Origin of the sequence: Caulobacter sp. 602-1 (assembly GCF_003931565.1) — a bacterium.
Taxonomy (GTDB): domain Bacteria; phylum Pseudomonadota; class Alphaproteobacteria; order Caulobacterales; family Caulobacteraceae; genus Caulobacter.
Genome location: NZ_RRYI01000003.1, coordinates 190,447 through 207,834, shown reverse-complemented (window position 1 = coordinate 207,834; position 17,388 = coordinate 190,447). Strand labels below are relative to the sequence as shown.

16 protein-coding genes are annotated in these 17,388 nt (G+C 67.4%); 8 read left to right on the top strand and 8 right to left on the bottom strand.

What is annotated here, in order from left to right:
• Positions 1–50 precede the first annotated feature (50 nt).
• Positions 51–491, bottom strand: a complete 441-nt coding sequence (locus tag EIK80_RS09925; RefSeq protein WP_125156828.1) for a M28 family peptidase — start codon at positions 489–491, stop codon at positions 51–53.
• A 197-nt stretch (positions 492–688) separates the two neighbouring features.
• Positions 689–829 carry a hypothetical protein gene (locus EIK80_RS26085; protein ID WP_158624660.1) on the bottom strand — a complete coding sequence of 47 codons (141 nt, stop codon included), beginning with the start codon at positions 827–829 and terminating at the stop codon, positions 689–691.
• A gap of 299 nt (positions 830–1,128) precedes the next feature.
• Between EIK80_RS26085 and EIK80_RS09915 the strand changes: the two genes are divergently transcribed.
• From EIK80_RS09915 to EIK80_RS09890, 6 genes are all read left to right on the top strand, one after another.
• A complete protein-coding gene (locus EIK80_RS09915; RefSeq protein WP_158624659.1) occupies positions 1,129–2,067 on the top strand; it encodes a LysR substrate-binding domain-containing protein in 939 nt (312 codons plus the stop codon).
• 109 nt (positions 2,068–2,176) lie between these two features.
• The gene (gene gabT / locus EIK80_RS09910) at positions 2,177–3,478 is read left to right on the top strand and encodes a 4-aminobutyrate--2-oxoglutarate transaminase (RefSeq protein ID WP_125156826.1); all 1,302 of its coding nucleotides are present in this window, start codon (positions 2,177–2,179) and stop codon (positions 3,476–3,478) included.
• On the top strand, positions 3,478–4,956 hold the full coding sequence (locus EIK80_RS09905) for an NAD-dependent succinate-semialdehyde dehydrogenase (RefSeq protein WP_125156825.1): 1,479 nt from the start codon (positions 3,478–3,480) through the stop codon (positions 4,954–4,956). Before gabT ends, EIK80_RS09905 begins: the two co-directional genes overlap by 1 nt.
• Before the next feature lie 3 nt (positions 4,957–4,959).
• Positions 4,960–5,316 carry a cupin domain-containing protein gene (locus EIK80_RS09900; protein WP_125156824.1) on the top strand — a complete coding sequence of 119 codons (357 nt, stop codon included), beginning with the start codon at positions 4,960–4,962 and terminating at the stop codon, positions 5,314–5,316.
• 2 nt (positions 5,317–5,318) lie between these two features.
• Positions 5,319–6,731 (top strand): FAD-binding oxidoreductase, encoded by a 1,413-nt coding sequence (locus EIK80_RS09895; RefSeq protein ID WP_158624658.1) that lies wholly within the window; start codon positions 5,319–5,321, stop codon positions 6,729–6,731.
• A gap of 31 nt (positions 6,732–6,762) precedes the next feature.
• Positions 6,763–7,698 (top strand): glyoxylate/hydroxypyruvate reductase A, encoded by a 936-nt coding sequence (locus EIK80_RS09890; protein ID WP_125156822.1) that lies wholly within the window; start codon positions 6,763–6,765, stop codon positions 7,696–7,698.
• On the opposite strand, the gene EIK80_RS09885 is transcribed toward EIK80_RS09890, so the two are convergent.
• From EIK80_RS09885 to EIK80_RS09860, 6 genes are all read right to left on the bottom strand, one after another.
• Positions 7,695–8,153, bottom strand: a complete 459-nt coding sequence (locus EIK80_RS09885; protein ID WP_125156821.1) for a DUF3299 domain-containing protein — start codon at positions 8,151–8,153, stop codon at positions 7,695–7,697. The genes EIK80_RS09890 and EIK80_RS09885 overlap by 4 nt on opposite strands.
• A 17-nt stretch (positions 8,154–8,170) precedes the next feature.
• A complete protein-coding gene (locus EIK80_RS09880) occupies positions 8,171–8,896 on the bottom strand; it encodes an amino acid ABC transporter ATP-binding protein (RefSeq protein WP_125156820.1) in 726 nt (241 codons plus the stop codon).
• Positions 8,893–9,546: an amino acid ABC transporter permease gene (locus EIK80_RS09875; RefSeq protein WP_125156819.1), complete on the bottom strand. Its 654-nt coding sequence runs from the start codon at positions 9,544–9,546 to the stop codon at positions 8,893–8,895. The genes EIK80_RS09880 and EIK80_RS09875 overlap by 4 nt, the downstream gene beginning before the upstream one ends.
• Entirely contained in the window at positions 9,546–10,313 is a 768-nt protein-coding gene (locus EIK80_RS09870) for an ABC transporter substrate-binding protein (RefSeq protein ID WP_233586536.1), read from the bottom strand. Before EIK80_RS09870 ends, EIK80_RS09875 begins: the two co-directional genes overlap by 1 nt.
• An 86-nt stretch (positions 10,314–10,399) precedes the next feature.
• A complete protein-coding gene (locus EIK80_RS09865; RefSeq protein ID WP_158624657.1) occupies positions 10,400–12,775 on the bottom strand; it encodes a TonB-dependent receptor in 2,376 nt (791 codons plus the stop codon).
• A gap of 209 nt (positions 12,776–12,984) precedes the next feature.
• Positions 12,985–13,875 (bottom strand): LysR family transcriptional regulator, encoded by an 891-nt coding sequence (locus tag EIK80_RS09860; RefSeq protein ID WP_125156816.1) that lies wholly within the window; start codon positions 13,873–13,875, stop codon positions 12,985–12,987.
• Positions 13,876–13,959: 84 nt separating this feature from the next.
• On the opposite strand from EIK80_RS09860, the gene EIK80_RS09855 reads away from it, so the two are divergent.
• Together EIK80_RS09855 and EIK80_RS09850 are read left to right on the top strand one after the other, a co-directional pair.
• On the top strand, positions 13,960–15,459 hold the full coding sequence (locus EIK80_RS09855) for a CoA-acylating methylmalonate-semialdehyde dehydrogenase (protein ID WP_125156815.1): 1,500 nt from the start codon (positions 13,960–13,962) through the stop codon (positions 15,457–15,459).
• A gap of 122 nt (positions 15,460–15,581) precedes the next feature.
• On the top strand, positions 15,582–17,318 hold the full coding sequence (locus tag EIK80_RS09850; protein ID WP_158624656.1) for an amidohydrolase: 1,737 nt from the start codon (positions 15,582–15,584) through the stop codon (positions 17,316–17,318).
• Positions 17,319–17,388: the final 70 nt, after the last annotated feature.

Here is a 17,388-nt window from a genome sequence, read left to right as displayed (position 1 = left end):
CAAGCTGTGCCGGCGCGCCTTCCATCGAAAATCGAGCGCGCCGAACGCGGTTACTTCGATGTGGACGCAGCGCCCTCAAAGAGCGCGCCGAAATAATCTCCTCGACGCCATGCCGGTCGCCGGCGCTCGTCGGCGATCGCGCGCACAATGTCGAAGTTGAGTTGGACGAAGTTGGCTGCGGCCTCCCAATCCAGCGGCTGGGCCAGGTCATCCGACGGTTGATGATAGTGGTTGCTGCAGTAGGTGGCGCTGGCGGCCTTGCCGGCGCCAGCCGGTCCGGGATGTAGGAACAGGGACGGGACGCCAGCTTTCACGAAGCTGTAGCTGTCCGTCCGCGCGAACAGGCCCTGCTCGGGCTCTGGATCGGGGGTCAAGGTCAGGCCCGCATGCTGGGCGACCCTCCTTGCCACATCGCCTAGAGTGCTGTGCTCGCCGCCGAAAGCGACAGGGTCCGTGAACTTGTAGGTCAGGATGACCGCGTCACGCCCCATCGGTGACGACGCCGCCAGCCTTCGAGCAGTGACTTGCGGCCATTCTAACTAGGCGCTTCCCACCACACGGCACTCGTCCCCTCTTAAGACGAATGTCGTCGCCGTTCCGCGTACTACATGTCGAGGAGGCGGCCCTGGAGTTCGAGGTGCTCGAAGCTGGGGGCCGATGCGCGCACCTGGATGCGACCGAACGGGACCTAGTTGGCGCAGACTTCGTCGTCGGCGACGCCGTGATCGAACTGAAGATCCTCGAAGAAGACGGCCTCGACAATATCGAGCGGCGGGACAACCGTTTCTCGTTTGAAGGTCTCCGGAAAGACCCGACGCTTCACGCTCATCAGACACTCCTCTCCAGCTCCGAAAAGCTAGCATGGGTGTCCACTCAAACGAGGGAGGATCACGACTAGCGCAGCCTAGGTCCAAAAGCGCGTCGGCGTGTTCGGCGCGCGGCGCCCATGAAAACAGTTTAGAGAGACGCAACAGAAGCCTGGCCTGGCTTTTGACATGCCCGCGCACCTGCCGGAGCGTAAGTTCGGCGCGGACGCTCAAGATGACATGACGCAACGCTTGCAATAGCCTGAGGGCGGTATTGGAGTTTTGAATGTCGCCGCGTGCAACGTCCCCCGAAGATCCCCGCATGGTCTTTTGGAACCGTCGCGCGACGCCGCCTTTCACGGCCCTGCGCGCGTTCGCGGCCGTCGGCGAATTTGGCGGCATCCGCAAGGCCGCCGCGGTGCTGGAGCTGGACCACGCCGCGGTCAGCCGGCATCTTCGCAGTCTGGAGGTCTGGGCCGGCGTCCCGCTGGTCGAGCGCGGCGCCAATGGCGGCAAGCTGACGCCAGAGGGCGCGAAGTTTCACGCTCGCATAACCTCCGCCCTCAACGAAATCGCTGTTGCTTCCGCCGATCTCCTGCATGGCTCGGACGAGCGCACGCTGCAGATTTCCTGCATCCCCGGTCTGGCCTCCAACTGGCTCCTGGCGCGCCTGGCCGACTTTCGCCAGTCCCATCCCGAGATCCAACTGGTGCTGCGTCCCTCGGACACCGCGCCGGACTTCACGCGGCGCGATATGGACGGCGACATCCGCTATGTGATCGACGCCGCGCCGGACAAGCCGCCCGCCGGAGAGATCGAAACGGTGCAACTGGCTCGCCCGCCGGTTCTGGCTGTCGCCAGTCCAGCGCGCCTTGACACCTTGGGCCGACCCTCGACCGCGGCGGATCTCTTGCAGGGGCCGCTGCTGCACGAGGAGAACGCCCGACAGTGGACCGCCTGGTTCGAGGCCAATGGCGTCACCTCGGAGCCGGATCTGCCCGGCCACCGGCTCTGGCATGCCCACCTGGCCGTCGACGCCGCCCGGCGCGGGGAGGGCCTGGCCCTGGCCAACGCCTTCCTGGTCGGCGACGATTTCAAGGCGGGCCGGCTGGTGGATGTCGGCGCGTTGGTCGGCGCACAGCCGATCGTCATGGGCCGCTATGTGTTTTCGGCCCGACGCGACCGCTGGCGCACACCGGCGCTGCTGGCCTTCCGGCGATGGTTGGTGCGAGAGGCCGAAGGAGAAGCGGCGCGCTGGTGACGCGTATCGGTGACGTTTTGTCACCACTCGCAGCGGAGTTGTCATCTCCGCATCGCGGCGGTTGTGATCGAGCATCCTCTCAGGTGTTTTGTTTCCTGAGAGAGCTGCCTTGTCCGCCTTCGCGACCGCTCCTGTTTCCAACGCTTCCCTCCTGGAGCGGCGCCGCGCGGCGGTGTCCTCGGGCGTGGCCAGCTCCACGACGGTCTATGCGGACAGAGCGTTCAACGCCGAGATCTGGGACGTAGAGGGACGCCGCTACATCGATTTTGCCGGCGGCATCGCCGTCCTCAACGTCGGCCATCGTCATCCTCGGGTGATGGCGGCGGTTCAGGACCAGTTGGAGCGCTTTACCCACACCGCCTTCCAGGTGCTGGCCTACGAGCCCTATGTGGCGTTGGCCGAGCGCCTCAACGCCCTGGCCCCGATCGACGGACCGGCCAAGACGATCTTGTTCACCAGCGGCGCCGAGGCCGTCGAGAACGCGGTGAAGATCGCGCGGGCGGCCACGGGCCGGCCTGGCGTGATCGCGTTCACCGGCGCTTTCCACGGCCGTACGACCCTGTCCTCGGCGCTTACCGGAAAGGTCGCGCCCTACAAGCGCATGTTCGGCGGCGCGCCGGCCAATATCTTCCATGCGCCGTTTCCGATCGCGGCGCAGGGCGTCAGCGTCGAGGACAGCCTCAAGGCCCTCGACTTCCTGTTCGCCGCCGACCTGCATCCCAGTTCCGTGGCGGCGATCATCATCGAGCCCGTGCAGGGCGAGGGCGGCTTCCATCCCGCGCCCGACGCCCTGATGACCGCGCTGCGGGCCATTTGCGACACGCATGGCATCCTGCTGATCGCCGACGAGGTCCAGACCGGCTTTGGCCGCACGGGCAAGATGTTCGGCGCCGAGCATTGGAGCGTGCGGCCCGACCTGATCACCGTGGCCAAGTCGCTGGCCGGGGGCTTTCCCCTGTCCGGCGTCATTGGACGCGCGTCGCTTTTGGACGCCGTCGAGCCCGGCGGCCTGGGCGGGACCTACGGCGGCTCACCGGTCGCCTGCGCCGCGGCCCTGGCGGTGCTCGACGTCATGGCGGCTGAGGCCCTGTGCGCGCGCGCCGACCTCATAGGCGCGCGGCTGCGCGAGCGCATCGCGGGCTTCGCCGGGCGCAACGACCTGATCCCGACCCGCGGCCTGCGCGGCCCGGGGGCGATGATCGGCTTCGATGTCGTGACCGCCGATGGACAGCCCGACGGCGCTGGCGCCAAGGCCGTGGCGGGGCGGGCCCTGGAGCGCGGGCTGATCCTGCTGACCTGCGGCGTCGGCGGCGAGACGATCCGGGTGCTGGCGCCGTTGACCATCCCCCTCGAGCAGCTGGACGAGGGCCTCGACATCCTCGAGGACAGCCTGCGCCTGGATATCGCCTGATGGACGGCGCGACCCACCTTCCGGCCCTGGCGCTGAGACGGCCCGACCTTCTGCGCCAGGCCGCCTATGTCGATGGTCAATGGATCGGCGGCCCCGAGGAGATCGCCGTGAGCTCCCCCGCCACCGGCCAGCGCCTTGGCGCCGTTCCGGATCTCGGCGCGGATGTCGCGACCCAAGCCGTCGCCGCGGCTCATGCCGCCTTCGAGCCGTGGCGCAAGCTGAGCGCCAAGGCGCGGGGCGCGATCCTGCGGCGCTGGCGCGACCTGATCCTGGAGAACGTCGAGGATCTGGCCCGGTTGATGACCGCCGAACAGGGCAAGCCCCTGGCCGAGGCGCGCGGGGAGGTGGCCTATGCGGCCAGCTTCCTTGAGTGGTTTTCCGAGGAGGCCAAGCGCGTCTACGGCGACGTCATTCCGGGGCACGACGCCAGCAAGCGCCTGTTGGCGCTGAAGCAGCCGATCGGCGTGGTGGCGGCGGTGACGCCGTGGAACTTTCCGGCGGCGATGATCACCCGCAAGGTCGGCCCCGCCCTGGCGGTGGGCTGCACCGTGGTGCTCAAGCCGTCCGAGCTGACCCCGTTCTCCGCCCTGGCCCTGGCGGCCTTGGGCGAGGAAGCGGGCGTGCCCCCGGGCGTGTTCAGCGTCGTGACGGGGCAGGCCGCCCCGATCGGCGAGGTGCTGACCGGCGATCCGCGGGTGCGCAAGTTCACCTTCACGGGATCGACGCCGGTCGGGAAGATGCTGGCCGCCCGCTGTATGGCCACGGTCAAGCGCGTATCGCTGGAACTGGGCGGCAACGCGCCGTTCATCGTCTTCGACGACGCCGACCTGGACAAGGCCGTCGAGGGCGCGATGGCCTCGAAGTTCCGCAACACCGGCCAGACCTGCGTCTGCGCAAACCGCCTGCTGGTGCAGGCCGGCGTCTACGAGGCCTTCGCGCGGAAGCTGACGGCGCGCGTGGAAAAGCTGGTGGTAGGCGACGGCCTGTCCGGTCCCACCGACCAGGGGCCGCTGATCAACGCCGCCGCCGCCGCCAAGGTGGCCCGTCATGTCGAGAACGCCGTCGCGGGCGGCGCGGTCGTCCGCACCGGCGGCCAAGCGCTCGCGGGGGCGGGCTACTTCTACGCGCCAACCGTGCTGACGGGCGTCACTGGAGACATGGCCATGGCCCGGGAAGAGACCTTCGGTCCCGTCGCCGGCCTGATCCGGTTCGAGACCGAAGCCGAGGCCATCGCGATCGCCAACGACACCAGCGCCGGCCTGGCGGCGTACCTCTTCACGCGTGACCTGGACCGCTCGTGGAGGGTCGGCGAGGCGCTGGAATACGGCATGGTCGGGCTGAACACGGGCCTGATCTCCACCGAGGTCGCGCCCTTTGGCGGGGTCAAGGAGTCGGGCCTGGGCCGCGAAGGATCTCGCCACGGCGTCGACGAGTTCGTCGAACTCAAACTTCTGTGCAGCGATATCGCGGAGGACTAGGCCATGATCATCAAATTCGCGCCGGCCGAGCTCTTCGCCGCCATGCCGCCCGCCAATCCCGCGCCGGTCCCGATCGGCGATCCCGTTTCTCAGATCGCCGTGCGCGGCTTCGCCTCGCAGGCCGCCGCCTCCACCCGGACGGGCGTTTGGGAGTGCAGCCCAGGCCGCTGGCGCCGGCAGGTGCTGGCCGCCGAGTTCTGCGTCTTCCTGGAAGGCGAGTGCGTGTTCGAGCCGGACGAGGGGGAGCCGATCCGCATCGTGGCTGGCGAGGCGGTCTATTTTCCGGCCAACACCGGCGGCGTCTGGACGATCGAGACCAAGGCCCGCAAGGCCTATGTCATCTTCGATGAAGCGCGATGAACATGCGGCCACAGCCTCTCACGGTCGCCACGGAAACGCAGGCCTATCGCGACACCAGCTTCTGGCTGGAGACCTGCAACGATGATCTGAGGCCTCGCGCCCCGCTCAAGGGGCAGGTGAGCGTCGATGTCGCCATCCTGGGCGGCGGCTTCTCCGGCCTGTGGACCGCCTACTATCTGATGCGCGACAATCCCGGCCTGCAGGTGGCCATCCTCGAGAAGGACATCTGCGGCTACGGCGCCTCGGGGCGCAACGGCGGCTGGTGCTCGTCACGCTATCCGCTGGATGCGAGCACCCTGGCCAGGCGCTACGGCGTCGAGATCGGCCGCAAGACCCTTCTGGCGATGTATGACGCCGTCGAGGAGGTCGGGCGCGTCTGCGCGCGCGAAGGTATCGACGCGGAGTACCGCCAGACCGGCATTCTCAGCCTGGCGCGCGGCAAGGCTCAACTTCCGGCGGTCCAAGCCTCCCATCGCGCCTACGAACGCCTGGGCCTGGCGGATCAGAACCTGCTGCTCGGCGCCGAAGCCGCCCGCGAGAAGGTGCGGGCCACCGAGATCGAGGGCGCGCTGTTCTCGCCCAAGAGCGCCACTGTCCATCCGGCCAAGCTGGTGCGCGGTCTCGCCCAAGCCGTCGAGCGCCTGGGCGGGGTGATCTACGAGCAGTCGCCGGTGACCCGCTTCGAGCCGGGCGAGACGCCCCGCCTGCACACCGACAGCGGCGTGCTGGTCGCCCGCAAGGCGATCGTCGCGGCGGGCGAAGCCTATCTGACCCAGCAACCGCGCTTCCGCCGCAAGCTTCTGCCGATGTCGTCGCTGATTGTGCTGACCGAGCCCTTGACCGCCGCGCAGTGGGCCAGCATCGGCTGGGCGGACGGCGAGGGCCTGGGCTCGCAGGTCAATATGGTCGACTACTTCACCAAGACCACCGACGGCCGCATTCTCTATGGCAGCCGCGGCGCGCCCTATCACCTGAACTCCAACATGGATCAGCCCTGGGACGCGGCCACGGCCAAGACCATGCGCGAGACCCTGGTCGAGTGGTTTCCCGCCCTTGAAGGCGTCGCCTTCTCCCACAGTTGGGCGGGTTATCTGGGGGTCTCGCGCGACTGGACGCCGACGATCAGCTTCGATCCGCGCACCAAGATCGGCCAGCTGTTCGGCTATACCGGCCGGGGCGTGTCGACGACGAATATCTCCGCGCGCATCCTGGCTGGGATGATCACCGGCAAGCCGACGGGCCTGGAGTTCCTGCCCAGCGTCGGCAACCACTCGCCCGACTGGGAGCCCGAGCCGGCGCGCTGGCTGGGCGTGCGCTACGTCCAGGACGGCTTCGCCCGCATGGACGCGGCGATGAAGGCCAAGCGGCCCGCGCCGCTGGACGCCCCCCTGGTGCGCCGGCTCAGCAAGCAGTAGGGCAGGCCCGAGACGCGGCGGCGGGGATTCCATGGACGCTCAGGGCAAGACGGTTGTGCTGTTCGCCTGCTTCGGCGTCCGGCCCGAGCCATGGCTGGCGGCTTTCGATCAGACCGCGCCGGACTTCGACTGGCGCGTCTGGCCCGACAGTGGCGCGAAGGAAGAGGTCGATTACGTCGTCGTCTGGGCCCAGCCTGACGGCTTCCTGCGGCAGTTTCCCAATCTGCGCGCGGTGTTGTGCATCGGCGCGGGGGTGGATCGGATCCTGCAGGACAGCGACCTGCCGGACGTGCCGATCGCACGCATGCGCGATGCGGGCCTCACCCAGGGCATGGTCGAGTTCGTGCTCGCCCGGGTGTTGCACTATCACCGCCTGATGCCGGCCTATGAAGCCCAGCAGCGCGAGGGGGTCTGGCGCCAGCTGGCCGCGCCGCTGGCGGGGGAGCGAACGGTCGGGATCCTGGGGTTGGGCCAGTTGGGCGGAGCCTGCGCAACCCGTCTTGCCGCCAACGGCTTTTCCGTGCGCGGCTGGAGCCGGACACCAAAGGATCTGCCCGGCGTCGCCGCGTTCGACGGACCCATCGAGGCCTTTCTCGAGCCCTGTGAGGTGGTGGTCTGTCTGCTGCCCCTGACGCCGGCGACCCGTGGCGTGCTGAACGCACGGACGCTGTCGCATCTGTCGGGCGCCAGCTTGATCAATGTCGGCCGGGGCGCGCATCTGGTCGAGGCCGACCTCATCCCGGCGCTCGACGCCGGCCATCTGTCCAACGCCACCCTGGACGTCTTCGCGACCGAGCCCTTGCCGGCCGGTCATCCGTTCTGGTCGGACCCGCGCATCACCGTGACGCCGCACGCCTCGGCCCTGACGCCGCCAGGGACGGCCGGACCGACGATCGTCGCCAATATTCGCCGGCATCTTGCTGGCGAGGCGCTGCTCGACCTCGTGGACCGGGACGCGGGCTATTAAACCAGGCGGGCGCCGCTGAGCCGGAAGAGCAGCCCGACCTGCCCGTTATCCTGCACATCGAACCGCCCGCGCAGGCGGATCTCCTGGCTCTTCTGCTGCAGGACCGGCTCATCGGCGAAGACCTCGATGATCTCGTTGGGCTGGCCCTCGGGGCAGCACTCGATCGAGTAGCGTGAGACGATGAACCGCTGCGCCTGGCGCTCCATGGTCAGCGGCGTGATGAAACCGGAGATCTCGATCTCGCGGCCGCTCATCGTCTGAACGGCCGCCGGGTACTGGGCCCTATAGGCGTAGTCCGGCGGCGACTGGCTGAGCGTGGTGGCGCCCAGTACGGCCCAGAGCGGGTCGCGCGAGATATCCCGCTCGTCGCCGCCGGGATGAGCGACGGCTTGCGACAATGGCGCCAGGGCCGCCGTGGTCGTGAGGCCGGCGAGCAGCTTGCGTCGATCGATCATGCCGAGGCCTCCTGGCGCTAGAGGGGATTGAGCACCCGGTCGAGGAACACGCGGGTGCGCTCGACCTTCGGCGCGGTCAGGACTTCCCGCGCCGGACCACTCTCGACGATGCGGCCGCGGTCCATGAACAGAACACGGTCGGCGACTTCGCGAGCAAAGCCGATCTCGTGCGTGACGATGACCATGGTCATGCCCTCGTCGGCCAGGGTCCGCATCACCTTCAGCACCTCGCCGACCCGTTCGGGGTCCAGCGCCGAGGTCGGTTCGTCGAACAGGATCGCTTGCGGCTTCATGGCCAGGGCGCGCGCGATGCCGACCCGCTGTTGCTGACCGCCGGAGAGCTTGGCGGGGTAGGCGTCGCACTTGTCGCCCAGGCCGACCCGCTCGAGCAGGGTTCGCGCCTCGGTCATGGCCTCGGCGACCGGCCGCCCGGCGACATGGATCGGACCTTCGGCGACGTTTTCCTGGGCCGTGCGGTGGGGGAAGAGGTTGAACCTCTGGAACACCATGGCGACCTTGGCGCGAATGGCCGGCAGGGACTTTTCGCCGAGCACGGACCCGTCGACCACGATCTCGCCGCCGTCGTGCCGCTCCAGGCCGTTGATGCAGCGCAGGATTGTCGACTTGCCCGAGCCGGACGGCCCGATCAGGCAGACCACCTCGCCGCGCTGGATCTCGAAGCTGATGTCCTTGAGCACCTGGGTGTCGCCGAAGGACTTGCTGACGTTCTTGAGGCTGATCATTTGCGGGCGAACCTGCGTTCGAGGCGGCCGACCAGATAGGTCAAGGGCAGGCTCATGGCCAGGTAGAGCAGGGCGATCAGGGTGTAGACCGACATGTTCTGGAAGGTGCTGACGGCCAGGAGCTGACCGGCGCGCGTGAGTTCGGCGACGGTGATCGTCGAGGCGATCGAGGAGTCCTTGAGCAGCATTACAGACGTGTTGCCAAACGGCGGAAGCGTGACGCGGATGGCCAGGGGCATGATCACGCGCAGCATGATCTTGCGCTCGCTCATACCCAGCGACTGAGCCGTCTCGATCAACATCGGATCGACAGACGAGAATCCGGCCCGGAAGTTCTCGGCCTGATAGACGGAGTAGGCCACGCCCAGGCCGATCGCGCCGGCCACGAAGGCGTCCAGCTGGACGCCCAGCTCGGGCAGCACGAAGTAGACATAGAACAGCTGGACGATGATGGGGACGCCGCGGACGGTGTTGATCACCACCCGGCTGATCGCGCGCAGCATGCGATTCCTGGAAATGCCCATCAGGGCCCAGACCAGGCCCAGGATCACGCTGATCACGAGCGCCGCCAGGGTGACGGCGATCGTGACCCCAAGCCCCGACATCAGGATGGGCAGGAACTTCACCGCGTCGGTGAGGAACTGGTCCATCAGAGGGACCACTTGGTCAGGATCGCGGCGATTTCCGTCGCCTTGATCTGGCCGATGGCGGCGTTCAGCTTGGCCAGCAGGGCCGGGTCGTCGCGGCGCACCAGCAGGCAGACATCCTCGCGCGAGGGGGGCGTGAAGTCCGGGGCCAGGCGCAGCGCGGCGTTGGGCGTCGTGCGCAGCCGATGCGCCAGGATCGGCGCATCGCCGTAACCGGCCGCGATGCGGCCGTTGCCCAGGTCCTGCAGGATATCGCCCAGATTGTCGTAGGTCTTGACGTCGGTGACGCCGGCCTGGGCCAGTTGGTCGACGAAGCGAGTGCCAACCTGGGCGCCGACGGAGAGGCCCTTGAGGTCCGCCAGCGCGCGGATCGGACGGGTCTGGCCCTGGGCCGTGACCACGCCGCCGCCATAGGCATAGACGGGATCGGTGAAGGCCACGACCTTTTCCCGTTCGGGCGTGCGCAGGATGCCGGCCGCGATCATGTCGATCTTGCGGGCGGTCAGCGACGGCACCAGCGCCGCGAAGGTGGTGGTCTGGATGCGGATGGCGAGCCCGGCCTTGGCCGCGACCGCGTGGGCGATGTCGATCATCGCCCCGGTCAACTGGTTGGTCTTGAGGTCCAGGAAGCTGAACGGAGCGCCGGTGGCGGTCGAGCCGACGACCAGTGCGCCGGGCGCACCGGATTTTCGGCCGCAGGCCCCGAGCGCCAAGGCGGCGCCGCTCATCGCCATAAGGGTCCGGCGGGTAGGATGGGTTTGGGTATTCACTCGGGCCTCTTGGTGTCGGCGCATTTGGGCCGGGGGCGCTGGACCGGGCCGGGGAGGAGTCTCCGGTCCAGCGCCCCTGCGTCTGCCTAGTAGCGGGCGATGGCCTGAAGGCCGATCGTCCGGGGGCGAAGCGTGGCGCCGGTCCAGAGCGGACCGTTCACATAGGTCGACGACTCGGCGATGTAGTCGACATTGTTCAGAATGTTCTCCCCGTAAATGGAGAGGTTGACCCGGCCCAAGTCAACGCCGGCGCGCAGGTCCAGGGTCGTGGGCTCGGACGGCAGCGGCCGGCGCGGATCGTAGGTCGTCGCGGTCGGGACCTGGTAGAGGAACGGCCCGTCATTGACGCTGCGATAGTTGTACTGGGCGCGTACGAAGCTCTCCCGGCCCGCGACCGTGAAGCGGTACTCGGCGCTCAGATTGACCGTCCAGGGCGTCTGGCCCAGCGTCTGGCCGGCGATGACCACGGGGGCCGTGCCGATCTGGATGGTCTTGTCGTAAGTGGCGTCGTTGTAGCCCAGGCCCAGGCCGAGCAGCAGATTCTCGACCGGCCGGACGTTGAGATTGACGTCGACGCCCTTGCTGGTGGCGCTGGCGGTGTTGGCTACCAGGCTGAAAGCGCAGGTCAGGCGCAGTTGCTGCTGGATGTTCTTCCATTCGATATAATAGGCGCTGGCCTCGAACTGCACCTTGCCGCCGAAGAGCCGGTTCTTAGAGCCGATCTCGTAGCTGTCGGTGGTGTCCGGTTGATAGGTGGCGGCCTTGCCCAGGCCCAGAGCCGAAGATTCCGCCGCGCAGACGTCCGGCAGGGCCTTGTTGACGCCGCCCGTCCGATAACCGCGAGCATAGGAGGCATAGTAGAGCGCTGCCGGCGTGGCTTGCCACGACAGGGCGACCTTGGGCGTGAACGGCTTGGTGGTCATCGAGCCCGACGCGCGCGACACGCCACCGGCATAGGAAACGCCGCGCTCGAGCACGTCGAAGTCGAGGTTGTCCTTGGAGTAGCGCCCGCCCAGGGTCAGGGTCAGGTTGTCGAGGATCTTGTAGTCTAGGTTGGCGAAGACGGCGGTCGTCTTCTCGACCGTCCATTCGTTGCCGTAATAGCGGGCGACGCCATTGACCAGGGGCGAGACGCCCGCGGCCTGCGGCGTGCGCCCATAGCGGACCAGGTAAAGCGCGTTGTAATGCGGCTCGTTGATCGGCAGGTCCGAGCGCAGCGAGCTTCGCGAGAAGTAGGCGCCTACGCTCCATTTCAGGCGCGCGTCGGGATTGGTGTTGTTGACCCGAAACTCTTGGGTGAACAGGTTCTGATAAATGTTGGGGTTCTGCCAGGTGATCGACTGGGGGAAGCCCGGCGTGACAGGATAGAGATAGGCGTTGCCGAACGAGGTGCGGTCGTTGCCGTGGGTGGCGTCGTTCGTCTCCTTTACGTGGCGCTTGAAGAACGAGCTGACGCTGGTGAAGTTCAGGTCGTCGGTCGCGGCCACCATCTTCAGCGCCGGCACCGTGAAGTGGTCGCTGCTGGGCTGTGGGATCGAGGCGTAGCTGAGGAACTTGCCGTTGTCCGGGTCAGAGACGCCGAGCGGGCAGGGGTTCAGGGTCGGGTTGATCACCGAACCGGTCGTTGCTGGGCACCGCGTGGTCAGCGCCGTGCGGTCGTCGAACTTGCTGTTCTGGTGGTAGACGCTGGGCGTAATCGTCAGCCAGTCGGTAGGCTGGATGGTCACAACGGCCCGGAAGACGGTCGCGGCGCTGCTGTTGACGTCCTCATCGCGGCTGGCGGCGTTCTGCCAGCTCTGACGGTCGATCCAGCCGGCGTCCTCGCGATGGTAGAAGCTGATCCGCGCGCCGACCTTGTCCTGAACGATCGGGCCGCCGACGGCCACGCCCAATTCATAACCCTCGCCGCCGTTCTTGGTCTTGCTGACGGCGGCGCGGCCATAGCCGCTGTAGCTGGTCAGGCTGGGCGTGGGCGTGATGAAGCGGATGGCGCCGCCCTGCGAGCTGGCGCCGAACAACGTGCCCTGGGGACCCCGCAGCACTTCCACGCGCTCGAGATCGAAGATGTAGGGCAGGGTGCTGCCGTTGTAGTTCAGCGAGGCGTTGCGGGCCTGGATCGGCGTGTCGTCGATATAGATCGCCGAGGTCGCCGCGCCGGCCGTCGAGTCGATGCCCCGAATGGTCACGCGGGTCGCGCCGCTGCGGGTGATGTCGACGCCCGGGGTCTGGTTGATCACGTCGCGGATGTCGCGAACGCCGCGCTTGTCCAAGGCCTCCTGCGAATAGGCGGCGATCGAGATCGGGGTTTTGGACAGAACCGTGCTTTGCTTGGTGGCGGTGACGATGATTTCCTCGATGCTGTCGGCACCCGAAGCCGTCTGCGCCATGGCCTGTCCGCCGCCGATGATCGCCGCGGCCGCGCCGCACAGCAGCACCTGCTTTGAAATTCTGTCGCGAAGCATCGCTATCCCCTTGTGATGCGCCAGTTCCGAACGCTGAGCCGGCGCCTGAAGGGTTCGGTCCTTCATCGGAAAGCCCGCAAAGGCTCGCCTCTCAGTCCCCATGAGAGTTCCAGCAAGATCGCTTTGCGTAAGGTGAGAAACAGGACTGCAGTGGTGTCAAACCGACACCACTGTTCGATGAGGCTCGTGCGGCGTAGGGGGCGTCTTCGTCAGAGGTCCTTGTGGCGCGCGGCTGTCTGGGCGGCCAGAAAGTCCATCACGGCTCGGACGCGGGGAATCTTAGCCTGGTCGGCGTGGGCGCAGAGCCAGTAGCTGCGCTTCAGGTCGAGGGCTTCTGGTAGCACCCTGACCAGCCGAGGATCTTGCGATGCCGCAAATTTGTGCAGGACGCCGAAGCCGAGCCCCGAGGCGATCGCCGCCTGCTGGGCGGTGATCGAGTTGGACCGGAACATGGTCGGCGCGCCGTCGGCGACCTGGTCCAGGTAGCGAAGCTCGGGCACGTCGATCAGCTCGTCGATATACCAGACGAGCGGTCGGCCGGGCAGGTCGGCGAGGCTTTCGAGCGCGCCGTGCGCCTCAAGATAGCTGCGCGAGGCATAGAGGCCCAGGGTGTAGTCCGCCAGCCGTCGGGCGACCAGGCGGCCCTGGGTCGGCCGGCTCAGCATGATGGCGATGTCGGCCTCGCGCCGGGATAGGTTCACCGAACGCGATTCCGGAACCAGTTCCAGCTGCAAGCCAGGATATTGGTCATGAAACGCCTTGGCGGCGGGCGCGACTAGCCAGGCGCCGAAAGCCTCGGGCGTGGCCAGGCGCACCGTGCCCGACAGAGGCTGCCCCTCGACCCCCAGCCGCTCGGCCGCCGCGATGGTTTCGGCCTCAATGCGCTCGGCGTACTCCACTAGGGCCTGTCCCTGGCCGGTCAGGGTCACGCCGCGGGGCGAGCGGTCGACCAGCCGCGCGCCGACCGCCGCCTCCAAGGCCGACAAGCGTCGGGCGACGGTCGTCTGGTCCACGCCGAGGCGTCGAGCCGCCGCTAGCAATCCCCCGCCCCGTGCCGCCGCCAGAAAGAAGCGAAGATCGTTCCAGTTTAGTGTTTGCATTTTTGCAGGTCAGGCCGCGAATTGGGGCACTATTGCTGCATGGATGCGCGCGGTTAGTCGAGAGGGGTAACTTCAGGAGCCGCCATGCGCACCATTCCTCACTTCGTCGGCGGTCGCGCCGTAGAGGGCACGTCCGGCCATTTTGGCGAGGTCTTCGATCCCAACACCGGCAAGGTCCAGGCGCGGGTCGCTCTGGCCACGGCCTCCGAGTTGGATGCGGCCATCGCCAACGCCAAGGCCGCGCAGCCCTCCTGGGCGGCGACCAATCCGCAACGCCGCGCCCGGGTGATGTTCGACTTCGCGCGGCTGCTCAACGCCCGCATGGACGAACTGGCCGAGCTCCTGTCGTCCGAACACGGCAAGGTCATCGCCGACAGCAAGGGCGACATCCAGCGCGGCCTGGAGGTGATCGAGTTCGCCTGCGGGATCCCACACCTGTTGAAGGGCGAATACACCCAAGGCGCCGGCCCCGGCATCGATGTCTATTCGATGCGCCAAGCCCTCGGCGTGGTGGCGGGGATCACCCCGTTCAACTTTCCGGCCATGATCCCGATGTGGATGATGGGGCCGGCCATCGCCTGCGGCAACGCGTTCATCCTCAAGCCCTCCGAGCGGGACCCGTCCGTGCCGGTTCGCTTGGCCGAACTGATGATGGAGGCCGGCCTGCCGCCGGGGATCCTGAACGTCGTCCACGGCGACAAGGACTGCGTGGAAGGCATTCTCGACCATCCGGACATCAAGGCCGTCAGCTTCGTGGGGAGCTCTGACATCGCCCAGTCGGTGTTCCAGCGCGCCGGCGCTGCCGGCAAGCGCGTTCAGGCCATGGGCGGCGCCAAGAACCACGGCCTCGTCCTGCCCGACGCCGACCTCGACCAGGCGACCGCCGACATTATCGGCGCGGCCTATGGTTCGGCGGGCGAGCGCTGCATGGCCCTGCCAGTCGTGGTCCCGGTCGGCGAGAAGACCGCCGTCGCCCTGCGCGAGAAGCTGGTCGCCGCGATCAGCGGCCTCCGCGTCGGCGTCAGCACCGACAAGGACGCCCACTACGGCCCCGTCGTCAGCGCCGCCCACAAGGCGCGGATCGAGCGCTACATCCAGATGGGCGTCGACGAGGGCGCGGAGCTGGTCGTCGACGGCCGCGGCTTTAGCCTGCAAGGACACGAGGACGGCTTCTTCGTGGGGCCGACCCTGTTCGACCACGTCAAGCCGACCAGCCTTTCGTATCACGACGAGATCTTCGGTCCGGTGCTGCAGATGGTTCGCGCCGAGAGCCTGGCCGAAGGCGTCGGTCTGGCCTCCCGCCACCAGTACGGCAACGGCGTGGCGATCTTCACCCGCAACGGCGACGCCGCCCGCGAGTTCGCCGACCAGGTCGAGGTGGGCATGGTCGGGATCAATGTCCCGATCCCGGTGCCGGTCGCCTATCACAGCTTCGGCGGCTGGAAGCGTTCGGGCTTCGGCGATCTGAACCAGTACGGCATGGACGGCGTGCGTTTTTATACGCGGACCAAGACCGTCACCCAGCGCTGGCCCAAGGGCGGGGCGGTGCTGGACCAGAGCTTCGTCATCCCGACTATGCGGTGATGATTTCCAGCCATGGGTGGTGTCAGGAAGACACCGTCCATGGCCGGAATGGCAACTCCGCCTTGGCGGTGGCGCGGGACATGATCGGCGTCATAGATTTGAAAAGATCAGGGGAGCTTCGCGTGCGCCGTCCAGCCCAATCCGTTCTCGCGGGCTTCGCCCTGCTGGCGACCTCCGTTCTTTGCACGCCAGCGTTCGCCGCCCCGAAGGCCGACCTGATGTTCATCAACGGCAAGGTCATCACGGTCGACGACAAGGACACGGTGGCCACGGGAGTCGCGGTGGTCGGCAACAAGATCGCCGCGGTTGGCGACGTGAAGGCCTGGCGCGGTCCCCAGACCAAGGTCATCGACCTGAAGGGCCGGGCGCTGCTGCCGGGGTTCATCGACTCCCACTCTCATGTGGCGGGCATGGCCAATGTCGAGGCGCACTACATCAACATCCAGGTCCCACCGCTGAAGGATGGAGCCGCGGTCATCGCGCGCCTCAAGGAGGTCGCCGCCAAGCTGCCGCCCGGCGCCTGGCTGACCGGGCAGGGCACCTACAACCAGGTGATGCCGACCCGCGCGGAGCTCGATGCGGCCTTCCCAGACAACCCCGTCGACCTGCAGTGGAGTGTCCACGACCACCTGATCAACCACAAGGCCGCGACGGTGATGGGCATGGGCAAGGCCTTCCCCGATCCGGCAGCTGGCGCGACGGGGCGCTACGAGCGCACCGCCGAGGGCGAGGTGGCGATCATTCGCGACGCGCCCGCGCCCTGGCCCAAGAACAAATCGCCGGCCTTCAACCCCGCTGAGCTGAAGGAGGCGTTGCGTTACATCCTCGGCGACTTCTACCTCAAGCGCGGCGTGACGACGGTGTCGGACATGTCGGACATGGACTCTTACAGGGCCTATGCCGAACTTGAGGCCGAGGGCCGCCTGCCGACTCGGGTGCGCATGAACTACATGCTGCGCGGTCTCAAAAGTGTTCCCGGCGTCAATACCGCGACGGATCCGTCCGTCTCGCCTCTGGCGTCGCTACGGGCCGCTGGAATTACGCCCGGTAAAGGCGATGACTGGTTGCGCGCGGGCGCCATCAAGTACATCGCCGACGGTGTCTGGGGCACGACGGCGGCGGTCTACAAGCCGGTCTGGAACGGGGCGGGCACCACCTGGACGCCGAACAACTACGGCGGCACCGGCATGACCCAGGAGGAGATGACCGCGGCGGTGATCGAGGCGGCCAAGGATGGCTGGCAGGTGCAGATCCACGCCAACGGCGACAGGGCCCAGGACATGGTTCTGACGGCCTACGAGGCCGCGCAGAAGGCCTACCCGCGTCCCGACCCGCGCTATCGCATCGAACATTTCGGCCATTTCCTGGTCCAGGACCCGGAACGGACCGAGGCGCGGCTGAAGCGGATGAAGGACGACCACGTCATTCCCTCGCCGCAGCCGGCGTTCCTGTGGCGGCTGACGGACGTCAACGTCAAGGAGCCGGACGTGAAGTTCTTCCCGATGAAGACCTTGATCGATCGCGGCTTCCACCCGGCGGGCGGTGTCGACACCGTGGGGACGCAGAACTTCGCGACCTATCCGATGTTCTCGATCGCTCGCGCGGTCAACCGCGACACCAAGTACGGCACGGTCACCCAACCCGAAGAGGCGATCTCGGTGATGGATGGCATCCGCATGTTCACCGCCTGGGCCGCCTACGCCAACTTCATGGAAAAGACCCAGGGCAGCATCGAGGTTGGCAAGCTGGCCGATTTCGTGGTCCTGGCCCAGGATCCGCTGACCGCGCCAAAGGCCAAGCTGGCCGACATCCCTGTCGACATGACGGTCCTGGACGGCAAGGTGGCCTATCAACGCTAGGCTCTGTCCATCGGAGGCGCGGCAGCGTTGCAGCGATGACGGACGAAGGGCGCAAGGGCGTGTTTCCACG